We start from the raw sequence: 19,956 nt of genomic DNA, 5'->3' as shown, positions 1-19,956 counted from the left end.
GGAAGCGTCAGTTGATTGTGCTATTTTCCAGCAGTAAACCCCCTGCTAAAATAGGGGGCTTACTGCTGAACTTATTTATTTAAAGTATCCTCTAACAATCCCTTTTAAGCGATTTGTATGGAATTTTCGTTTATCAGTAGAGACGTTTTGCACTGCACGGAATGAAGCAGCGGCAATGGCGCGTAGAAAGTAAGGGAATCCATAATGTAAGCGAATGACTCTTCCGAAACCGCCGGCATAGGAAATAGCTCTTTTTAATGATTGTTCATTAATAATCTCTTCTTTTACTGGATGATATACGAAAAGATCTTTTTTAAATAAACCTGTATACCCATTCTTCATACCGCGAAGTACAAAGTCAGTTTCTTCACCAGCTCCGTAAATTGTTCCCGCTCCAACTCCTAAGTCTTCATCAAAAGTGCCTACATCTTGTACAAATTGTTTTGTGAAGAAAAGGGCAAAGGAAGGACCCATGAATCCATATTTATTATTTAAAATAATATCTGTTTTAGGAGCGTGTATTAAAGAGCCTGTCCCTTCTACATTTGTTGTATTGGTAGAAATAAAATGAATATTTTTATTTTGTTTAAACGTTTCTTGAATGTTTTCTAACACGTTTGTTTCGTAAATACAGTCGTCATCTGGAAAAGCGATAATATCACCATCAGCTACTTTTAAACCTGTGTTTCGTGCACGGGAAAGCCCTTTGATTGGTGTGTATATATAATTGATTGGGAATTTTTCTTTATAGTCATTAAATAAATCAGCGATTGGTGTATCGTTTTGGTCGACTACAATGAGTTCAAATCCTTTATATGTTTGTTTTTCTAACGATTTTAGTAAATCTATAATATCATCACGTCTGCCGCAGGTCGCCATGATTAAAGAGAATTTCAATCGGAACAGCTCCTTTAAAGAAGTTTCATTCACTTAAACAAGCAAGATGGTGTTTTGTTACTTACATCATTTTTTCTTCAGTTTTCCTTTAATTTTATCTAAAAACATAAACAATATCTCATCTTTTGTTATCAATAAAATCAAGGCATATACACATCCGCATGTGATGATTGTAACAAGAACAGAAAGGATTTTTCCTGCTATTGTTATATGGACGAGAAATGATAACGGTATAAATGTAAGTGAGTAGAAGAGATATTTCAGTTTCGACATATCGAATAATGTATAGTTTACTTTTAGTTTCTTTTTTACATATATATATTCCAGTGCAATTAACAAGCAGTAAGCAATCGTAGTTGTGACAATTGCTGTTGTTGGTGTGAATACATGAAAGACGATAAGCGAGATATTTAAAATCAGGTTTAGGAAACCACCAATGAATAAAAAACGTACTAAAATGCTTTCTTTCTTTTTTACGTAAATAATTTGATTAGATAAGATGGACTCGATACCTATTGAAATCATGTATAATGCAAAAGCAACTAATGTGTTACCAGCGTTAGCATATTCACTTCCTCCATAAATAACAACAGTTCCATGAGCGATAAGCATTAAGCCAATAGCTGCTGGAAATAATGTAATAAAGTACACTTTTGAGATTTTATTTAATAATGCTTCATACTCTTTTTCATCTGCATTTCCTGATAAATAAGAGAGCCGCGGAACGGTAACTTGAATTACACTTAACATAAGTGTATTAATAATCGTCATAATTTGAAAAGCCATTACATAGTAAGCAAGTTCGGATTTACCAGCATACTCCCCTAATAAAAGTCGGTCTAATTGTGTATACAGGATACTTGCATTTGAAAAAATAACAACTAAAAATAATGGTTTTAAATGCGGAACAATGGTTATGTTAGAAAAATCAAACTTAACTTGACGTTTTACATATATAAAACTGATAAAATGGTTTAAAAATGTTGATAAAACTAATAAACCTGCAAATTGTTTGTAATCATTTGCACCATGAATAAAAATAAATAGAAGGACAACATAAATGAGACGAACAATAACTGTTTTTTTCGCAATGAAATCATAATTTTCATGTGCTTCATTGTACCATTCTACATAAAATAAACTTGAAATAAAGTTGAATCCAAAAATAAGAAGGACTGGAAACTCCTCTTTATTTCCATATCCAATGTAACTAAAAAGTAAAAATGCAATTAAAGCAAGGATACTAGTTGTAAAGTTAATAAGATATAAACTCGTAAACAATTGTGAAGTTTTTTTCTTATCTTTTTTTACTAAGCTAATTTCACGTAAACCATATTGATATACGCCAAATGTAGCAAAAACAAAGAAATAATTAAAAATTGTTTCGCTAAGGTTAACTGTCCCCATTGAATGAGACCCAAGCATTCGATATGCATATGGACCTACTAGAAGTGGAAGGATGATATTAAAGGTGTTGAGCAATAATTTATAAAAAATATTTGATACAATTGATTTTTGCATAATTTCACCTTTCATTGATAGTTCTTGAAATAAAATGTTTTTGTGTTTTCTATTGAAAGGAATTCAATATTGGAAGTCTAATTTGCATTTTTAATTCTATAATTTTGACTGTTATGACCTGCCGGATATTGTGAATCAATTCCATTTTATATAAATTCATTTTAAATTTCGACATATAAGTCGCTGCTATATGATCTGTACTCGCTTTTTACCTTTGTTTTAAGCTTTGCATACGAGCCTTTATGCGAGGCCAAATTCCCTCGTCTCTCCTAAAAAGAAAAGGGTTTTTAGGCCGGTTTTATAACTTGTATATATAGTATAAGATTTTTTTATTGAGTGATATGTACGAAATATTTTTCTAGCTAACAAATTATGTAAGGTATTTCATTCTAAGTAATTACGGATATAAGTTTACCGCAGATAAACTTTGTAAAGCAACAGTCGATTCTTTTCTTAATTGTATTAAAAATAGCATATAATGTATGGAAATAGCATATAAGGGGGCTTGGTATTTCTTCATAAATATAAAAAACTTGGCGAATACATTCGCCAAGAAGAGGTTGTGGAGTTACACATTCCACGGTTTTTGAATTGTTAGTACTTCTGCCATTTCCTTACTTTTTAATCGGTTCATTTTTCGTTTTTCTGCACGTTCCCCGCCCGTGTTATATAACCAGAGCTCTTCTTCTGTTTCAGCAATTACACCTGGTATAGAGGCTGGTTTTCCATCTCTTAATGCGACGAAAGTGATGAAGCAAGTAGCGGCAATGCGGCGTTCTCCGCCTAATAAATCCTCTGCAACGATTTTTACGAACACTTCCATAGAAGATCTTCCTGTATAACAAACGAATGCTTCATAGCAAACAGAATCGGTTTGATGAATTGGTGTTAAGAAGTCAACAGAATCGATAGAAGCAGTTACACAATGCTCACGGCTATGGCGGGCAGCGGCGATAGATGCGATGCTATCAATTTCTGCTAATAATTTTCCGCCAAATAATGTTTGATGGTTATTTAAGTCATTGGGGAAAACACGTGTTGTTTTTATCGCTCTTGACTCTCTCATAAATTTCTTTTCCATGTTATCTACTCCTGTTTCGTGTGTTCTAATGATGTTCATCAGAACTTAATTTATTTCATCCATCATTCATTAGAAATAGTGGATGAAAGTTTCTCTGTATATAGATTGTAGTGTAAAAGAGATTTCGCTTACATTGCAAGGAGAATATACGATGTTACTAACTTTGTCATAGAAATAGAGTACCGGTATTCTCTTTATTCGTGATAAAATCGTTTTGTTACAAATATGAAGTTAAGGGTATATATACCTATTAACAAGAGAAAAAAGAGGTGCGATAGGATAAAGTTATGGACAAGATGCAGATAGGTTTTTCAGCTTTTTTTTACAAGGTAGTAGTTGGACTCATGTTCCTCTTTTTTGCATATTCCTTTTGGTATTCTTTTGGAGAGGCAAAAACTGTTTTTGATGTAAAATCTTCTAGTTTAGCGATTGTATTAGGCGTTTGTATCATTTTACTTTTGCTGACTACCTCTATTTTACAATATCGATTTACGGATAAACAATTTATTATTTTTCTCATTTCTGGTACTGTGTTACTCCGGTTTCTATCTATTGTATTAATGAAAGATCCGATCGAAAGTGATATGAATGTGATGTATGAAGCTGCTAAACAAGTTGCACAAGGAAATACTATTTTTAGCAGTCTAGAAACTGTAGTTCAATCTCCTTTTATTATGTACGAATCCTTTTTAATTCGTTTTTTCGGAGATGCAACGTTTGTCTTAAAGGTATGTAATGTTTTATATTGCGGAGCTACCGCTTATTTTATTTATCAGCTTGCTTCAAAACTATTTCATGAAGAATGTGGCCGAATTGCAGCGGTATTATATGCTTTGTATATTCCTAATATCATGCTTTGTTCTGTGTTAACGAATGAGCATTTGGCAACATGTTTATTTTATTTTGCCTGTTACTTACTTATACATAAAGGATTAAGTCATTCGTATATGTGGGGAGTCGCCGTTGCTTTATTTGCTTTCAGTAATATGATTCGTCCATTAGGCTTATTTTTAATTATAGTTCTTGTTTTGTATCTTGTATTAGTAGAAGTTTTACAAAGTCCAGATAGAAAAGGAATGTTGATTAGACTAGTAGGTGTATGTGTTATATTTTATGGTGTTCATTACGCAGTAAGTTATGCACTTGGAACATCAAGTAATTCGCGATACACCTTTACAAACGAGGGGTATATTCAATCTGTCCTAGTAGGAAAAAATGAAAAAAGAGCAGAACAAGGGAAAAAAGAATATAATATGGATTTTATAAACAAAAAGTTGAATAAAATAGAGAAGGATCGTTTTTCTTCTATTCAAATGAGTTTAGGAAAGCTAGAGGAACAAGAAATGAAAAACACCTTTATAAAAGGTGGATATTTTATATACATGATGATTACGATATTTGCGGCAATCTCTATGTTACATCTTCTAGTTCAAAAACAGGAAAATAGAAATTATATGCTGTTTCTACTCATAATTGCGAGCCATTTGTATACAAAGTTTATGAATATGCATATTGTATATGAGGGTGTATTAGTCCCAAGTCTATTGATATTACAAAGCTATGGGATATATATGATAAATCAATATTGTCAAAAGTTATTTTTTAAAAAGTAAAGTTCCTATGAGTGTGGATGTTTTGATTCCGCACTCATAGGAGTTTTGTTTTATCACGTTATTCGTTGATAGTAAAATCCCCACGAATGGAAGCTTCGCTTTATCGATTTAATTCTGACATTAAACTATCAGCTGTTAGGGACATTTTTGTAGAAGCCTCTTTAATTGTTTTTATAACATGTGTAATTAACTCAAGTTCACTTTCAATTTTTTGAGTTTGTTCTTTTGAATTCGACATATCTTTTACAATTTCTTCAAAGTAACTGTCGGTTTCATTCATGCTATTTGTTCCATCAGAGACAAAGTTATTAATTTGTTCAACAGAAGATGAAACATGTGTAATTTGTTCATTTGTTTTTTCGACAAGCTTCGTTACATTTGAAATAGATTCTTTTGTTTGCTCTGATAATTTACGGATTTCCCCTGCTACAACTGCAAATCCTTTTCCAAATTCACCAGCACGTGCAGATTCAATCGCTGCGTTTAAGGCAAGTAAGTTTGTTTGATCAGCAATCGATTTTACAATGTCGATGATTTCGTTAATTTTTTTGGAAATGACAAGTAGCTCTTGTGTATCTTGAATAATGGTTTGCATGCTGCCCTTCATGCTTTCCATTTGCTGATTTTGAATATGTAGCTGCTGTTTTCCTTGATTTGCTTTTTGTTCTGATTGTATTGCTAGTGATGTACCTGTTTTGGCAATGTCAATCATATTCTCTGATTGCTGTGTTAATTGGTGAATGGAGGCATTTGTTTTCTCTGATACAACAGCAAGTTCTTGAGCGATATGGCTGATTGTCATTTGGGTCATTTCTTTTTCTTGCTCATGTTCTTTTCGAATCGCTTCATATTCTTGTTCATATGCCGTTAAAACAAGTTCCTGCTCGAGCGTAAAGAGTTTGTTTAGTACATGTACAGCGCAGGAAAAATCCTCAATTTTTGTGAATTTCTCTTTGAAAATTTTAATGATGGAACGGAATAATTCTTGATATGCAGATGTATACCATTTTCTATGTAAACCAATTTTTACGTGTCTTCGTGCAATTTGAACGCGACGTTGAATAAAATCCTCGTCAATATCACCGCTAAATAGTTGTTCAATATGTTTTTTTAATGTTATTTGTAATTTTTGAATGGAACTATGTTTTTCAATGATTTGTATAAGGTATGGTTGCTTTGTAATATTTTCATAGAATTTCTTTGTAATCCAATCCAATTGTTCATAAATAAAAGGTTGTAGCACTTTTACAATCTGTAAATCTTCTTTTGTTACGTGTAACATGTTCATTTGTGCGGCTAAATCGGAATCTTTGGGTACAAGAAATGTTACAGTTTTATCTTTACTTTGCTCTTTTATACTTCTTTCTTTCGTTTGATTACTTTCCCTTTTAAAAAAATTTAGCATAATCGTCCCCCTGTATATATGTCTTTCTCTACTTGTAAAAAACCCCTTGTTAAAGCATTTCCAATATCTGTGCCTTATTTATTATATATACTTTATTGAAATTTCTCCATATCGTTATATGAAATTAAACGGATTTATTTGATATAAAAAAAGAGAATCCATGAAAGAATTCCCTTTTTATAAAATAGGTCAATGACCTTTATGGATTTTTGCATGTGTTTTAAAAAAGACTGGGAAATGTACATTATAGATAAAAGTTACTACACGTATAAAAAATGTTACGAGTAAACAAATATAGAAAGCTAATACGTGTGATCCCATCTCATAAGTAATAAGGAAGCTAATTGCGCCTAGGATGGAGGCAATTGCATAAATTTCTTTACGAAAGACATATGGAATATCTTGCGCACACATATCACGTAAAATTCCACCACCAATACCTGTAATGACTCCCATAGAAACAACTAAGAAAGGAGCATTCATATGATGAGTAATGGCCGCATTTGCACCGATAGCAGTAAATACGCCTAAACCGACGGCGTCTGAGAGCATAATTACAACTTGTAATTTATGAATTCGTTCAAAAAACATACAAGTAAATAATGCTGCTAAAATACTAATAAAAAAGTAAATGGGTTGAACAAATGCAACTGGAGGTAAGTTTCCAATCATAACATCTCGAATGATCCCGCCGCCAAGTGCAGTTGCTACAGACAAACAAAGGACACCAAATAAATCAAGTTCTTTTTTTAAACCTACTAATGTACCAGAAATGGCAGCTGCGATAAGGCCGAGAAACGTAAACACATCAATTAAAAACATCGCTCCGATCCCTTCTTTCTAAAGATGTTCCAAGGAAAGAATATACACTAAAGTTATAAAAATAACAATTACTGTTTCGCTACATGTAAAAAAAATGAAAGAATAAGGAAAGAAAGCGTTTGAAAATGCCATATAAAGTGAAACTTCTTCTTTGTATCCCACTGATGGAAAACCCTCACCAATCGGGAATTTATGAACAGCTATTCCCACTTATCTTCTTTAGAAAGGCAGAAGCAGCTCGCTCAGAATCGCAGGGCGCCCACGCACAAGGTGGAGAGGGACTTTTTTCCTCTCCCGAGGGGATGAAATGCCCGGAGATTCTAGCTGATAGAGCTGGACAACTCTTCTCTCTTAATCTTAATACTGCCCACAAATAGCGGGATAAATGTTCTTGGAGTGACGGATATGTTTTATTTTGCATAGCGATGATTTCCGTATTTGCAAGTAGATAAGGAAGAAATGAAAATTACATTTTATAGGATTTTATGATTCAATTAAAATACCATCTAGTCAATTGAAAACTTATGCTATAATAAGTATTTGGAATGACGCAACTATATTTATAGGGGGTAAAGATGTTAAATCACAATAGTTTAAGTTATAAATTTGAACAATTTCTATTGATTTTTATTATATTACAACCAATTATAGATTTACTTACATCGTTTTGTATTTTAGAGCTTAAAATCGATGCAACGGTTGGAGTAATAACACGCTTATTTGTTATGGCTCTTGGTGGCATTTATATTCTTACACAAGCCCGTATGAAAGAAAATCGAAAATATGTTATCTATTTACTTGGGTTAGGAATTGTCCTTGGATTAGGATTTTTAAATAATAAAATGATTAAACATCCGATGTTACAAATGGAAGACCTTAAGTTTATTGCAAAGGCGTTATATCCATTTGTGATGATAAGTTGCTATATTCTCGTATTCAAGTCATTAAAGATGAAAGAAACAATGCATACAAAGATGAGAAATTATATAGCATATGCAGCTCTAATTATAAATGTAACGATGGTTGCAGCTATCGCAACTGGAACGGATTATAATAGTTATGATTATTTTAAAGAAGGTTCTCGTGGCTGGTTTTTTGCAGGAAACGAACTTGGATCGATTTTAGCGATTATATGCCCAGTTGTTGTTTTATATTCTATTGAAAAAACAACAAGCTTAGCAAAAAGTTATTTTTGGATTCCGTCTCTTTTAATCATATTTTCATTGTTTGCAATTGGTACAAAAGTAGGGGCTGGAGCTATTGTCTGCACAGTTGTTATTGCTGTTTTTATGTGCTTTATACAAGCATTTTTACAACGGAAAGAGCGTAATAAAAAGCCATATTTGTTAAATGGTTTAATTGCAACAGTTATATTAGTAGGAGTAGCAGGATATTTTCCATTATCTCCAATATATAAAAATACAGGGATCAGTCATAAAGTATTTAAATTGCAAGAGGAAGAAAGGCAACAAAAGAATCATGTTAAACAAGAGGAAACGGTAAAAGGGACAGAAAAAACGAAAGAAGAAGAGAAAAAGGCTGAGACACAAGCTATTATTTTTAGCGGACGTGAATTATTTATGCAAACGTATAAAGAGTTCTATAAACAAGCACCTATGTCTCAGAAATTACTTGGTATGGGGTATGGTGGTAACCTTAAAGATGTCTCAGAACTAAAAATAATTGAGAGAGATTTCCATGATTGGTTTTATACTTTTGGAATTATCGGTTTCATTTTTCTTATGATTCCGTTTTTGTATTATGGTTTGAGAATCTTAATGGTATTAATAACAAGGTTCCGTGAAGTATTGACAGTTAAGTACGCATTGTTAGCAGCAGGCCTTGGATTAGCATTAGGAATTGCATTTACAGCAGGACATGTGCTAACGGCACCGGGAGTAAGTATTTACTTTGTCGTATTATTAGCATATTTAATCGTTGATTTAGAAATAGAATAATGGAAAAATAAAAGCTAGCATTATGTTAGCTTTTATTTTTTGCTATAGTAAAAAATAAGAAAATATATTTAATGGAGGAAAAAAGATGAAAGTGTTACATATGAATGCTGGAGCAGAAACAGGTGGCGGAAAAACGCATATTATTTCACTTTTGTCACAATTCCCAAAAGATGTAGTAGAATTAGCGGTATTTGAAGAAGGTGCAATAGCAAGCGAGGCGAGGGCATTAGGGATAAAAGTACACGTTTTTTCACAATCATCTCGTTATGATATATCTATTCTTTCAAAAATACGTTCTTTTATTAATAAAGAAGGTTTTGATATTGTGCATACACACGGGGCAAGAGCCAACTTTTATCTTTCTTTATTAAAAAGAAAGATAAAAGCAAAATGGGTTACAACCATTCACAGTGATCCAACGTTAGATTTTATGACGAGTGGTTTAAAAGGTTGGATTTTTACAAAGTTAAATTTACGTTCGTTTAAGAAAGTTGATTTATTTTTTGCTATTACAGAGCGTTTTAAGATGAATACGGTAACACTAGGTGTACCAGAAGAGAAAATTTGTACAATCTATAACGGGATTGAATATGATCATACGCCAGCAAAGCCTTATGATTTAAAAGAGAATTTTGATATACAAGAAGATGTATTTACAGCAATTCAAGTAGCCCGTTTACACCCTGTTAAAGGGCATGAAATATTATTTGAAGCGTTGCAAAACACAACAATTCCCCAAATTAAAGTGCTGTTACTTGGTGATGGACCGATGGAGAATGAGTTAAAAGAAACAGTGAAACAAAAAGGATTAGAAGATAAAGTTCTATTTTTAGGACATCGTGAAGATGCAAAGAATTTATATGCCGCAGCGCATATAAATTTATTAACATCGTATAGTGAAAGTTTCCCCCTTGTTTTATTAGAAGGGGCGAATCAGCGTTTAACCTCTATTGCTACAGATGTTGGTGATATGTCCCAACTTATTGTTGATGATACATATGGCTGGATTATTCCAATTGGTGATGCTGCGGCGCTTACTCGTGCGTTAGAAGAGGCATATGAAAAGTGGAAAAATGGTGAATTAGTAGAGATGGGTGAGCGTTTGTATACCCATGCGTCTTCCCATTTTTCGTTACGGAATTTATATGAAAATACGTATGAAGCGTATGAGAAGGTTTTGTCTGGCAGTAATGAGTATGCAAAAGTAAGAGGTTAGAATAATTAGTAGTGGAAAAAGATATTTGAAATAGAGAGGATATGTAAATATGGCAGTGCAAACAGTTGATATTTTAGGCGTGCCCTTCTCAACGATGACAATGGAAGAAACAGTTCGTTATGTAATGCAGCAACTGGAAAAGAAACAAGAGAATACGTTTCAAGTTGTAACAGCCAATCCTGAAATCGTGATGTGTGCTAAAAAGGATGCTGCGTTTCATCAGACGCTTCTTCAGGTAGATCTTATTACACCAGACGGGATTGGTGTTGTAAAGGCAAGCGGTATGCTAGGAACACCGTTAAAAGAACGTGTGGCAGGCTTTGATTTAATGTGTAATTTGTTTGAAAGATTATCACAAGAAAAGAAGGCTGTATCTGTCTTTTTACTTGGAGCAAAGCCGCACGTTATCGAAAGAGCTGCTCAAACTTTAACAGAAAGATATTCAGCTGTATCTATTGTTGGAACACAAGATGGATATTTTAAAAAAGAGAAAGAAGAAGAAATTATCGAACGTATTCAAGAAGTGAAGCCAGACATCTTACTGGTTGCACTTGGATTTCCGAGACAGGAAAACTTTATTCAAAATAATAAACATCGTTTACATACAAAAGTAGCTGTTGGTGTTGGTGGTAGCTTTGATGTTTGGGCTGGAGAAGTAAAGCGTGCCCCGAAATGGATTCAAGCTATTCATTTAGAGTGGTTTTACCGTTTGTGCAGTAATCCAACGCGCTGGCGTCGTCAACTTGTATTAGTTGAATTTTTAAAAGAGGTTGTTCGGTCGAAAAAGTAGCGAAATATCGCTGCTTTTTTTCTTTTTTTAAATATTTATTTTCAGGCATAAGGGTATGGATCCGGCTGCTCATTGAAAAATGCCTATGTATGAGGTGTTTTTTTGTGGAAATGATAAGAATCATATGAACAATGATTATCTTTACATATAAATTGTTTTACTTCTATGATATACATATGTAAAATATGATGTAAAGACACCTGTATTGAGGAGGGCCTGTAGTGGGGAAAATTAAGGAAATCTCAAATCGAAAGCTTCTCGGAATTGCTGGGCTTGGTTGGCTATTTGATGCAATGGATGTTGGGATTCTTTCATTTATTATTGCTGCTTTGCAAAAAGAATGGCAGCTTAGTGCACAGCAGATGGGGTGGATTGGTAGTATTAACTCCATTGGAATGGCAGTTGGAGCGCTCGTATTTGGGATATTAGCAGATAAAATCGGTCGAAAATCTGTTTTTATTATTACATTATTATTATTCTCTGTTGGAAGCGGGTTAACTGCTTTATCAACAACATTAACCGTATTTCTTATATTTCGTTTTTGTATTGGAATGGGTCTTGGAGGAGAGTTGCCTGTTGCATCAACACTTGTATCTGAAAGTGTTGCAGCTCATGAACGTGGTAAAATTGTTGTTTTGTTAGAAAGCTTTTGGGCTGGTGGTTGGTTAATTGCTGCTCTTATCTCATATTTTATTATTCCAACATACGGTTGGCAAACAGCGATGGTTTTAAGTGCACTTCCAGCTTTTTATGCACTATATTTACGATGGGGTTTACCTGATTCACCGCAATTTCAAAAAGCAAAACAAAAGCAATCCGTATTTGCAAACATAAAGGCCGTTTGGTCAGGGGAGTACAGACGAGCGACAATTATGCTTTGGATTTTATGGTTTTGTGTTGTATTTTCATATTATGGAATGTTTCTTTGGCTTCCGAGTGTATTAGTGCTAAAAGGATTTAGTTTAATTAAAAGTTTTCAATATGTGTTAATTATGACACTTGCACAGCTTCCAGGTTATTTTACAGCAGCTTGGTTTATTGAACGTCTTGGCCGGAAGTTTGTGTTAGTCACATATTTACTTGGAACGGCATGTAGTGCATATTTCTTTGGAGCCGCAGATTCAGTAATCACGCTAATGATTGCAGGAATGTTGCTTTCATTCTTTAATTTAGGAGCTTGGGGAGCATTATATGCGTATACGCCAGAGCAGTATCCAACCGCTATTCGTGGTACAGGAGCTGGTATGGCGGCAGCATTTGGACGCATCGGTGGTATTTTAGGACCATTATTAGTTGGTTATCTTGTAGCTACACATGCTTCACTCTCTTATATTTTTACAATCTTTTGTACGGCCATTGTAATTGGTACCCTTGCTGTCCTTGTGCTTGGTCAGGAAACAAAACAACGAGAATTAGTATAATGAAAAGGGAGCTGTATATAGCTTCCTTTTCATTGTTTTCTGACAAAAATATAATATATTTGATAGAAAACTGGCTTGTAAAAAGGGTTTATTTCTAGAAAAGCGAATGTATACAACGAGGCGTATGGACAAAAGGATTAGGTGGTTGGGTAGACATGAAAATTTTAATTGTAAATGAAAGAGAAGAAGACAGGGGTCAATTAATAGATTTTTTCACAGAACACGTAAATAATTTGGAATGCTTTGAAGCAAAGACGGGAATGGAATCACTACAATTAGCGAAAAAGCATACGCCAGATTTTATTTTTCTAGATACAGATTTACCAGATGGAACAGGATTTGAAGTTGCAGGATTGCTGCGCCAATTAACGTTAAGCACAAAATTTATATTCACGGGAAATGATATAAAAGATGCAATTAAATCATTTCGTTTCCACGCTTTCTATTATTTATTGCAACCATTTGGGCAGGAAGATTTGCAATTTTTATTGCATAGTATTGAGCAAGAAAAAATAAAGCAAGAGAAGAATCGACTGCAAAAGCTTCCGATTGAGAGCCATGAAGGAATTACATATATTCTTCCAGATGATATTGTATACATAAGCAAGAATAAAGAAAATAAAACCGTTTCTATTTATACAAATAATAATCGATATATTTCCACATATACATTACAAGAATTAGAAAATAGGCTAGCGGCATATGATTTTTTACGTGTGCATAAAAGTTATCTTATTAATGTTATTTATGTGAAAGAATTAAAGCCTTATTATAACGGGACATATAATTTATATTTAGAAAAGTATGATAATCAGCCAATTCCTGTTAGCAGAAATTATGTAAAACGACTTCGAAATAAAATTGAGTTGTAGCAGGTCGTGGCCGAATTTGGACATGTTACAATAGGAAATACTCATCATAAGGAATATTATTTCTAAATATTTTGAAAATTTAGTACAATTCCCTCTAAGACATAACATAGGAGGGGATTATATTTGAAAGCATGGAAATCTATTTTACTTTGGGGTGTGATTGCGGCTTTAGGAGCAGCGGGATTTGCGGTGTTAGCATTATCTCGCGGTGAAACAATTAATGCAGTTTGGTTATTGGTTGCTGCCGTTTCTGTCTATGCGGTTGCGTATCGATTTTATAGTAAATTTATTGCAAAAAAAGTTTTTGAGTTGGATGACAACCGAAAAACGCCAGCAGAGCTTCTAAATGATGGGAAAGATTATGTTCCGACCAATAAATGGGTCTTATTTGGACACCATTTTGCTGCAATCGCTGGAGCTGGTCCGTTAGTTGGGCCAATTCTTGCTGCACAGATGGGATATTTACCAGGAACACTTTGGATTATTGTTGGAGTTGTATTAGCTGGAGCTGTTCAAGATTTTGTGATTTTGTTCGCATCTATGCGCCGTAACGGAAAATCACTTGGTGAAATGATTAAAGCAGAAATCGGTCCTGTAACAGGTTTTATTGCAATGATTGGTATTTTAGGTATTATGATTATTTTATTAGCGGTATTAGCTCTTGTTGTGGTAAAAGCGCTTGTAGGAAGTCCGTGGGGAATGTTTACAATTGCAGCAACTATTCCAATTGCTATTTTAATGGGTGTATATATGCGGTATATTCGCCCAGGTCGTGTTGGAGAAGGGTCATTTATTGGTATTATTTTACTTCTTTTATCGATTGTAGCGGGTCAATATGTAGCAGAAAATCCAATGCTTGCGACTATGTTTACATTTAAAGGTGAAACAATTGCCATTATGCTAATTATTTATGGATTTATTGCTTCTGCATTACCTGTTTGGCTATTACTTGCACCGCGTGATTATTTAAGTACGTTTTTAAAGATTGGAACAATTGTTGGTTTAGCGCTCGGTATTATCATTGTTGCACCAGATTTACAAATGCCAGCAGTTTCAAAATTTATTGATGGAACAGGTCCGGTATTTTCGGGGAATTTATTCCCATTTCTATTTATTACAATTGCTTGCGGAGCTGTCTCTGGTTTCCATGCACTTGTTTCTTCTGGTACAACTCCGAAAATGATAGAAAGAGAAGGGCACGCCCAATCAATTGGTTACGGTGCTATGTTGATGGAGTCATTCGTTGCAGCGATGGCAATGATTGCAGCTTGTGTACTAACACCAGGTACATATTTTGCGATTAATAGCCCGCCAGCACTTATTGGAACGGATGTAACACAGGCAGCACAAGTAATTGGTTCTTGGGGATTTACTGTAACACCAAATGAATTGAAAGAGCTAGCTGCAAACGTTGGAGAACAAACGATATTATCTCGTACAGGCGGGGCACCAACGCTTGCAATTGGGATGGCTCATATTTTCTCTCAAGTTATTGGTGGAAAAGCGTTAATGGCATTTTGGTATCATTTTGCCATTTTATTTGAAGCGCTCTTTATCTTAACAACAATTGATGCAGGAACACGAGTTGGTCGATTTATGATTCAAGATATTTTAGGGCAAGTTTATAAACCGTTTGCAAAAACAGATTCTACGCTTTCAAATATTGTAGCAACGACAATATGTGTACTGGGGTGGGGTTATTTCTTATATCAAGGGGTAGTTGATCCGCTTGGCGGTATTAATACATTATGGCCGCTCTTTGGAATTGCAAATCAAATGTTAGCTGGGATTGCATTATTACTTGGAACGACTGTTTTGTTTAAAATGGGGAAAAAGGCATACGTCTGGGTGACGCTCATTCCGACAACATGGTTACTAATTGTGACAATGACAGCGGGTTATCAAAAGTTATTTCATGAAAATCCGAAAATTGGATTCCTCTCTCATGCAAAAGTGTTCCAAGGTGCACTAGATAAAGGTAAACTATTAGCACCAGCGAAAGACGTAGCGCAGATGAAACAAATTATTCTTAATGATTATATTGATGCAGCGCTTTGTGGAATTTTTATGCTTGTTGTAATTGCAGTACTAATATCGTCTATTAGAATATGGATACAAGTATTAAATAATAAAGCGATGCCTTTAAAAGAAGCAGCGTATGTTCCACGTGATGAAAGCGAGGCACAGCATTATGCTTAAAACAGTAATTAACATGTGGAGATATCGAAAACAATTTATTAGCTTACTTGTTGGTGTGCCGAGTTATGAAAAGTACGTTGTGCATATGAAACAATATCATCCAAACGAGCAAGTATTATCTCGAAAACAATTTTTTGCTGAAGCGCAAGAGGCAAGATTTAATGCAAAGGGTGGGAAAATTTCGAGATGTTGCTAACGAGGTTATAGTGAAAAAAGGGCGAGATTTCGCTCTTTTTTTGTTTGAAAGTTTCACGTGAAACATCTAGAAAAAATGTTTGGGAGTTATAGGGATATAATATACAATAATAAGTAGGAAAGGGACAAGTTTTTTGTAAAGTGTTAAGTTGTAGAAAGGCCAGGTATATGTTTATGCTAGACGATCTATTTATTAATACAACTATTATTCTTTCCTTTATTTTTGTTGGGGGGCAACTTTTAAAAAATACTTCATTAAAAGAGCCATTATCATTTGAAGTGAAATGTTTTGTTGGTATTGTAACGGGTGCTTTAGGTGCCCTGCTTATAAAGTTTGGTGTTCAAGTTGAGAGTGTAATGTTAGATTTACGATATCTTGCGGTTATATTAGCTGCTATTATTGGTGGGCCCATTGCAAGTTTACTATCGGCTAGCATTCTCTTAATTGCACGTTTGTTGTTTACAGGTTATTCAATGTGTCCATCTGTATGTGTTCTTGTACTAACGGGTATTGGATGTGCTCTTATTTCAACATTTCATATTTCAATGCTGAAAAAATGGATATGGTTACATGTTTATTGCTTAACAATTTCATCGCTTGCGATTTATTTTGTTTTCCAAGATGTTTTTGTATTAAGCCTATACTTACTTATTAGCATCACGACAGGATATATTACTTTTTTAAGTGCACATTATGTTTTGCAATCAAACGAGTTATTTCATGTGATGAAACAGCAAGCAACGATAGATGCATTAACAGGACTTGGGAATGTTCGTAAGTTTGATACAGAATTGAATAGACATATTGAAGATAAGAAAAGCGATGAAAGTTCGCTCTGTTTATTGTTGGTAGATATCGATTATTTCAAGCGTGTGAATGACAAGTATGGGCATCCAGCAGGTGATGAAGTTTTACAGCAAGTAGGAGAAATTTTGAAGAATAGTTCTCCATTTCCGCATTTAGTGTTCCGAAAAGGTGGAGAAGAATTTGCGTTATTGTTACCAAATTCAACATTACAGTTCGCTGTAGATATAGGGGAAAAAATTAGAACAGATGTAGAGAATCATGTGTTTCGATTGCAAAATAATAGTTGTTTAAATATCACGATTTCAGTAGGTACTTCAATTTATAAAGATTCACCACAAGAGTTTATTCAACTTGCAGATGATGCATTGTATTCTTCTAAACGAAATGGTAGAAATCGTGTTTCATAAAAAATAAAGTCGTCACAAATGACGACTTTATTTTTTATACAAGTTCTTTTCCAGCGCCAAATCTACGATATGCACCGTGATGTGTTGGTCCTACATATTCATTTAATTTGAAAGAATGAAGAATGGCAGCTGTAATAAATTCCTTTGCCACTTGAACTGCTTCTTTTACAGGTTTTCCTTTTGCTAGTTCTGCTGTAATTGCAGCAGCGTATGTACAACCTGCGCCATGTGTATACGTTGTTTCAATTTTTTCAGATTCTAAAATATCAAATGTTTCTCCATCGTATAATAAATCAATTGCTTTGTCTGTTCCTAGCTTGCTGCCGCCTTTAATAAGTACATACTTTGTTCCTAAAGCATGGATTTTTTCAGCAGCTTGCTTCATATCTTCAAGTGAGTTAATTTTGACACCGCTTAGTTGATACGCTTCAAATAAGTTTGGTGTTACAATTAAAGCTTTTGGAACGAGTTTGTCACGTAAGCAGTCATTTGTTTCTGGATGAAGTGCTTCATCTGCACCCTTACATACCATAACTGGGTCTATTACTACGTTTTGTAGATTATGCTTCTCAATTGTTTTAGCAACCAGCTCAATGATTTCAACAGAGCCAAGCATACCTGTTTTTAATGCATCAACGCCAACACCTTCAATTGTTGTTTCTAGTTGTGGTTTTAATGTAGACGCTGGAATTGGGAACACGTTATGTGCCCAACCGTTATGCGGGTCCATTGTTACGATTGTTGTCAGAGCTGTCATACCGTATACACCAAGCTCTTGGAATGTTTTTAAGTCTGCTTGCATACCAGCGCCGCCGCTTGTATCCGATCCAGCAATTGTCAGTGCTTTATTTAATGACATTTTGAAAGCCCCCTTGGGTGATAGAATGAAAACCATATTTTTAATTATTATATCAATGATATGAGGAAGTACAAAGTGAAAAAAGAAAGTAGTTCAATCAAAACAAGCAGTACTAACACTTTCATAGCGGTAGTATTGCTTATATATTTTTACTTTAGCTTTGTACTATTCCTTCCTGTTCATTATGGTTAGGGAGTGGAAATAGATTACCAATCATTGCAGCTCCAATCATTGGTATCAATAAATTAATTGGGAAGAACATGAGTAATAATAATGTAATAGCGATTGGTTTTCGTACTGCATAGCTTGAAATGGCTGTAGTGACAATGGCTACACAAGCAATTGGATCTAGTGGTATGACAGTAGCGACAGCATATCCAATACTTGCACCAGCAAATACAATTGGAAAAATATGTCCGCCGCGCCAACCTGTACTTAAACAAACTGCCGTTACACATAATTTTAAAACCCCTGAAAGAAGCAGCATCCCAAATGATAATGCTGTCCACTCATGGACTAAGTCTTTTAATTGATGTTCTCCTGAAAACATTGTATAGGGTAGTAAAGTTCCTGCAATCCCTAAAAGAATGCCACCTATAACTCCTAATGTAACTTTATATTCTTGAAAAGGATGGACTATTTTTTCCAATATATATTCTACCTTGAAATAAAAATAGCCGACACCAGCTCCTATACAAATCAGAGGTAAAAAGGCAAGCCATTCATGTAATGAAAAAGACCCTTTCCCAAAATCAACAATAAAAGATCCTCGATTATCAAACTTACTAAGTAATAAATAAACAGAAAAACCAGCAAAAGTAGTAGCGAGATATACAATAGTCTTTTTTCCTTTGGAAATTTCGTCAATTGGTTTATTCTCATTTTCACTTGGAGCTAAATAACCGAATAATGGTGCATTAAAAATAACACTTAAAGTAGCGCCAATTCCAATTTCAGTTAGTCCCTTCATTCCTTTTAAAGTAAAATGAAAACGATCGCCAACCCACGTACAAAGTCCACCGATAATTCCAACAAGTGCTGCTTCCGGTCCTAAACTTGCACCAAATATTAAAACAATAATAGCTGTTAACGTAGATTGAAGCACAAAACGGTACTCAATCCTACCTGTTTTCTTATATTCACCCATTACCTCTGGCATTAAACGCGGGCATGTACCGAAGTACTTTTGTGACAGTCCGACAAGAACACCGCCAAGCACTGTTACACAAATTGTGTAATAAGGTGGTAATGAAAATTCTTTAGGTAAATATCCCCAAATAAAATGAATTCCAGCATTTGTGGTAACTAAAAATAACCAGACTGTAGCACCAACTATAGCACCTAGAAACATACCGTACATGATAAGTAAAGAATGCATGCCTCTCCTAATTTCCATTTTTTATGCCTCCTTTATGTTATAGTCTGTTATGAAAAAATTCGGGATTTTGATACGAAAATAATTATACTTATAAATGTTATAACAGTTCTTTTTCCATTTTTATAAAGAACTTATTGAAGAGAATTGATACAAAAGATAGAGAATTACCTATAGTGTTTAATATTAAAGGGTTTATATGAATTTTATTTGAAATTCATATGAAAAATGTGTAGGGGGCACAGTGATATACCAATCAACTTAAGTTTTGAAAGTATCCCTATAAAGAAAAAAGATCACTTTATAATAAGTGATGTAGAAACATTTATATAAGGTATAACATTGTTGCAAATAGTATTTTCAGGGTTACCATAATGAATAAAATATAACTCTTTCATTTTACATAGTAAGTAAGGTTTTTAAAATGTATTTTTTATCTTAAAATAGAACATTTCCTGTATTTTTTCAAATTTAAAGCCCTATTTCATTCTATTCATATAATAAATTCATGTATATA

General features: G+C 34.0%; 16 protein-coding genes and 1 pseudogene. 9 read left to right on the top strand and 8 right to left on the bottom strand.

The features are described 5' to 3' along the window. Positions 1 to 75: 75 nt before the first annotated feature. The 3 genes from PLX19_RS19545 to PLX19_RS19535 form a co-directional block, all read right to left on the bottom strand. Positions 76 to 897 carry a glycosyltransferase family 2 protein gene (locus tag PLX19_RS19545; protein ID WP_272190452.1) on the bottom strand — a complete coding sequence of 274 codons (822 nt, stop codon included), beginning with the start codon at positions 895 to 897 and terminating at the stop codon, positions 76 to 78. Between the two features lie 66 nt (positions 898 to 963). Further along, entirely contained in the window at positions 964 to 2,418 is a 1,455-nt protein-coding gene (locus PLX19_RS19540; RefSeq protein ID WP_272190497.1) for an oligosaccharide flippase family protein, read from the bottom strand. Between the two features lie 568 nt (positions 2,419 to 2,986). Next, entirely contained in the window at positions 2,987 to 3,499 is a 513-nt protein-coding gene (locus PLX19_RS19535) for an acyl-CoA thioesterase (protein WP_272190451.1), read from the bottom strand. A 287-nt stretch (positions 3,500 to 3,786) separates the two neighbouring features. On the opposite strand from PLX19_RS19535, the gene PLX19_RS19530 reads away from it, so the two are divergent. Next, positions 3,787 to 5,112, top strand: a complete 1,326-nt coding sequence (locus tag PLX19_RS19530; RefSeq protein WP_272190450.1) for a glycosyltransferase family 39 protein — start codon at positions 3,787 to 3,789, stop codon at positions 5,110 to 5,112. A 100-nt stretch (positions 5,113 to 5,212) separates the two neighbouring features. On the opposite strand, the gene PLX19_RS26260 is transcribed toward PLX19_RS19530, so the two are convergent. From PLX19_RS26260 to PLX19_RS19520, 3 genes and pseudogenes are all read right to left on the bottom strand, one after another. Further along, positions 5,213 to 5,824, bottom strand: coding sequence for a methyl-accepting chemotaxis protein (locus PLX19_RS26260; RefSeq protein ID WP_442869072.1), 612 nt, complete (start codon positions 5,822 to 5,824; stop codon positions 5,213 to 5,215). A 144-nt stretch (positions 5,825 to 5,968) separates the two neighbouring features. Next, positions 5,969 to 6,517: pseudogene (locus tag PLX19_RS26255) on the bottom strand (protoglobin domain-containing protein); the annotation flags it as partial. A 189-nt stretch (positions 6,518 to 6,706) separates the two neighbouring features. After that, a complete protein-coding gene (locus tag PLX19_RS19520) occupies positions 6,707 to 7,339 on the bottom strand; it encodes a trimeric intracellular cation channel family protein (protein ID WP_272190448.1) in 633 nt (210 codons plus the stop codon). A 575-nt stretch (positions 7,340 to 7,914) separates the two neighbouring features. Between PLX19_RS19520 and PLX19_RS19515 the strand changes: the two genes are divergently transcribed. The 8 genes from PLX19_RS19515 to PLX19_RS19480 all read left to right on the top strand — a co-directional run bounded on the left by PLX19_RS19515 (position 7,915) and on the right by PLX19_RS19480 (position 17,205). Beyond that, positions 7,915 to 9,297 (top strand): O-antigen ligase family protein, encoded by a 1,383-nt coding sequence (locus PLX19_RS19515; RefSeq protein WP_272190447.1) that lies wholly within the window; start codon positions 7,915 to 7,917, stop codon positions 9,295 to 9,297. Between the two features lie 85 nt (positions 9,298 to 9,382). Beyond that, complete coding sequence (locus tag PLX19_RS19510; RefSeq protein ID WP_272190446.1) at positions 9,383 to 10,513, top strand: glycosyltransferase family 4 protein; 1,131 nt, start codon at positions 9,383 to 9,385, stop codon at positions 10,511 to 10,513. Positions 10,514 to 10,562: 49 nt separating this feature from the next. Further along, positions 10,563 to 11,303 (top strand): WecB/TagA/CpsF family glycosyltransferase, encoded by a 741-nt coding sequence (locus PLX19_RS19505; RefSeq protein WP_272190445.1) that lies wholly within the window; start codon positions 10,563 to 10,565, stop codon positions 11,301 to 11,303. A gap of 221 nt (positions 11,304 to 11,524) precedes the next feature. Then, positions 11,525 to 12,724 (top strand): MFS transporter, encoded by a 1,200-nt coding sequence (locus PLX19_RS19500; RefSeq protein ID WP_272190444.1) that lies wholly within the window; start codon positions 11,525 to 11,527, stop codon positions 12,722 to 12,724. 155 nt (positions 12,725 to 12,879) lie between these two features. Continuing rightward, positions 12,880 to 13,596, top strand: a complete 717-nt coding sequence (locus PLX19_RS19495; protein ID WP_272190443.1) for a LytR/AlgR family response regulator transcription factor — start codon at positions 12,880 to 12,882, stop codon at positions 13,594 to 13,596. 123 nt (positions 13,597 to 13,719) lie between these two features. Beyond that, on the top strand, positions 13,720 to 15,795 hold the full coding sequence (locus PLX19_RS19490) for a carbon starvation CstA family protein (RefSeq protein ID WP_272190442.1): 2,076 nt from the start codon (positions 13,720 to 13,722) through the stop codon (positions 15,793 to 15,795). Next, complete coding sequence (locus tag PLX19_RS19485) at positions 15,788 to 15,991, top strand: YbdD/YjiX family protein (RefSeq protein ID WP_272190441.1); 204 nt, start codon at positions 15,788 to 15,790, stop codon at positions 15,989 to 15,991. Before PLX19_RS19490 ends, PLX19_RS19485 begins: the two co-directional genes overlap by 8 nt. A 173-nt stretch (positions 15,992 to 16,164) precedes the next feature. Continuing rightward, on the top strand, positions 16,165 to 17,205 hold the full coding sequence (locus PLX19_RS19480) for a GGDEF domain-containing protein (RefSeq protein ID WP_272190496.1): 1,041 nt from the start codon (positions 16,165 to 16,167) through the stop codon (positions 17,203 to 17,205). 34 nt (positions 17,206 to 17,239) lie between these two features. On the opposite strand, the gene pdxK is transcribed toward PLX19_RS19480, so the two are convergent. Together pdxK and PLX19_RS19470 are read right to left on the bottom strand one after the other, a co-directional pair. After that, positions 17,240 to 18,064, bottom strand: a complete 825-nt coding sequence (gene pdxK, locus PLX19_RS19475; RefSeq protein WP_272190440.1) for a pyridoxine/pyridoxal/pyridoxamine kinase — start codon at positions 18,062 to 18,064, stop codon at positions 17,240 to 17,242. A gap of 154 nt (positions 18,065 to 18,218) precedes the next feature. Then, a complete protein-coding gene (locus tag PLX19_RS19470) occupies positions 18,219 to 19,460 on the bottom strand; it encodes a chloride channel protein (protein WP_272190439.1) in 1,242 nt (413 codons plus the stop codon). Between the last annotated feature and the right edge of the window lie 496 nt (positions 19,461 to 19,956).

The sequence above is a fragment of the Bacillus sp. BP-3 genome, from assembly GCF_028401955.1.
GTDB lineage: Bacteria > Bacillota > Bacilli > Bacillales > Bacillaceae_G > Bacillus_A.
This window is presented reverse-complemented; position numbering and strand designations above follow the sequence as displayed.

Coding starts and splice junctions, on each gene's coding strand:
- PLX19_RS19470 (WP_272190439.1), bottom strand. CDS start 19,460: ATGGAAATTAGGAGAGGCATGCATTCTTTACTTATCATGTACGGTATG.
- PLX19_RS26260 (WP_442869072.1), bottom strand. CDS start 5,824: ATGATTGACATTGCCAAAACAGGTACATCACTAGCAATACAATCAGAA.
- PLX19_RS19530 (WP_272190450.1), top strand. CDS start 3,787: ATGGACAAGATGCAGATAGGTTTTTCAGCTTTTTTTTACAAGGTAGTA.
- PLX19_RS19535 (WP_272190451.1), bottom strand. CDS start 3,499: ATGGAAAAGAAATTTATGAGAGAGTCAAGAGCGATAAAAACAACACGT.
- PLX19_RS19495 (WP_272190443.1), top strand. CDS start 12,880: ATGAAAATTTTAATTGTAAATGAAAGAGAAGAAGACAGGGGTCAATTA.
- PLX19_RS19540 (WP_272190497.1), bottom strand. CDS start 2,418: ATGCAAAAATCAATTGTATCAAATATTTTTTATAAATTATTGCTCAAC.
- pdxK (WP_272190440.1), bottom strand. CDS start 18,064: ATGTCATTAAATAAAGCACTGACAATTGCTGGATCGGATACAAGCGGC.
- PLX19_RS19520 (WP_272190448.1), bottom strand. CDS start 7,339: ATGTTTTTAATTGATGTGTTTACGTTTCTCGGCCTTATCGCAGCTGCC.
- PLX19_RS19515 (WP_272190447.1), top strand. CDS start 7,915: ATGTTAAATCACAATAGTTTAAGTTATAAATTTGAACAATTTCTATTG.
- PLX19_RS19480 (WP_272190496.1), top strand. CDS start 16,165: ATGCTAGACGATCTATTTATTAATACAACTATTATTCTTTCCTTTATT.
- PLX19_RS19505 (WP_272190445.1), top strand. CDS start 10,563: ATGGCAGTGCAAACAGTTGATATTTTAGGCGTGCCCTTCTCAACGATG.
- PLX19_RS19485 (WP_272190441.1), top strand. CDS start 15,788: ATGCTTAAAACAGTAATTAACATGTGGAGATATCGAAAACAATTTATT.
- PLX19_RS19510 (WP_272190446.1), top strand. CDS start 9,383: ATGAAAGTGTTACATATGAATGCTGGAGCAGAAACAGGTGGCGGAAAA.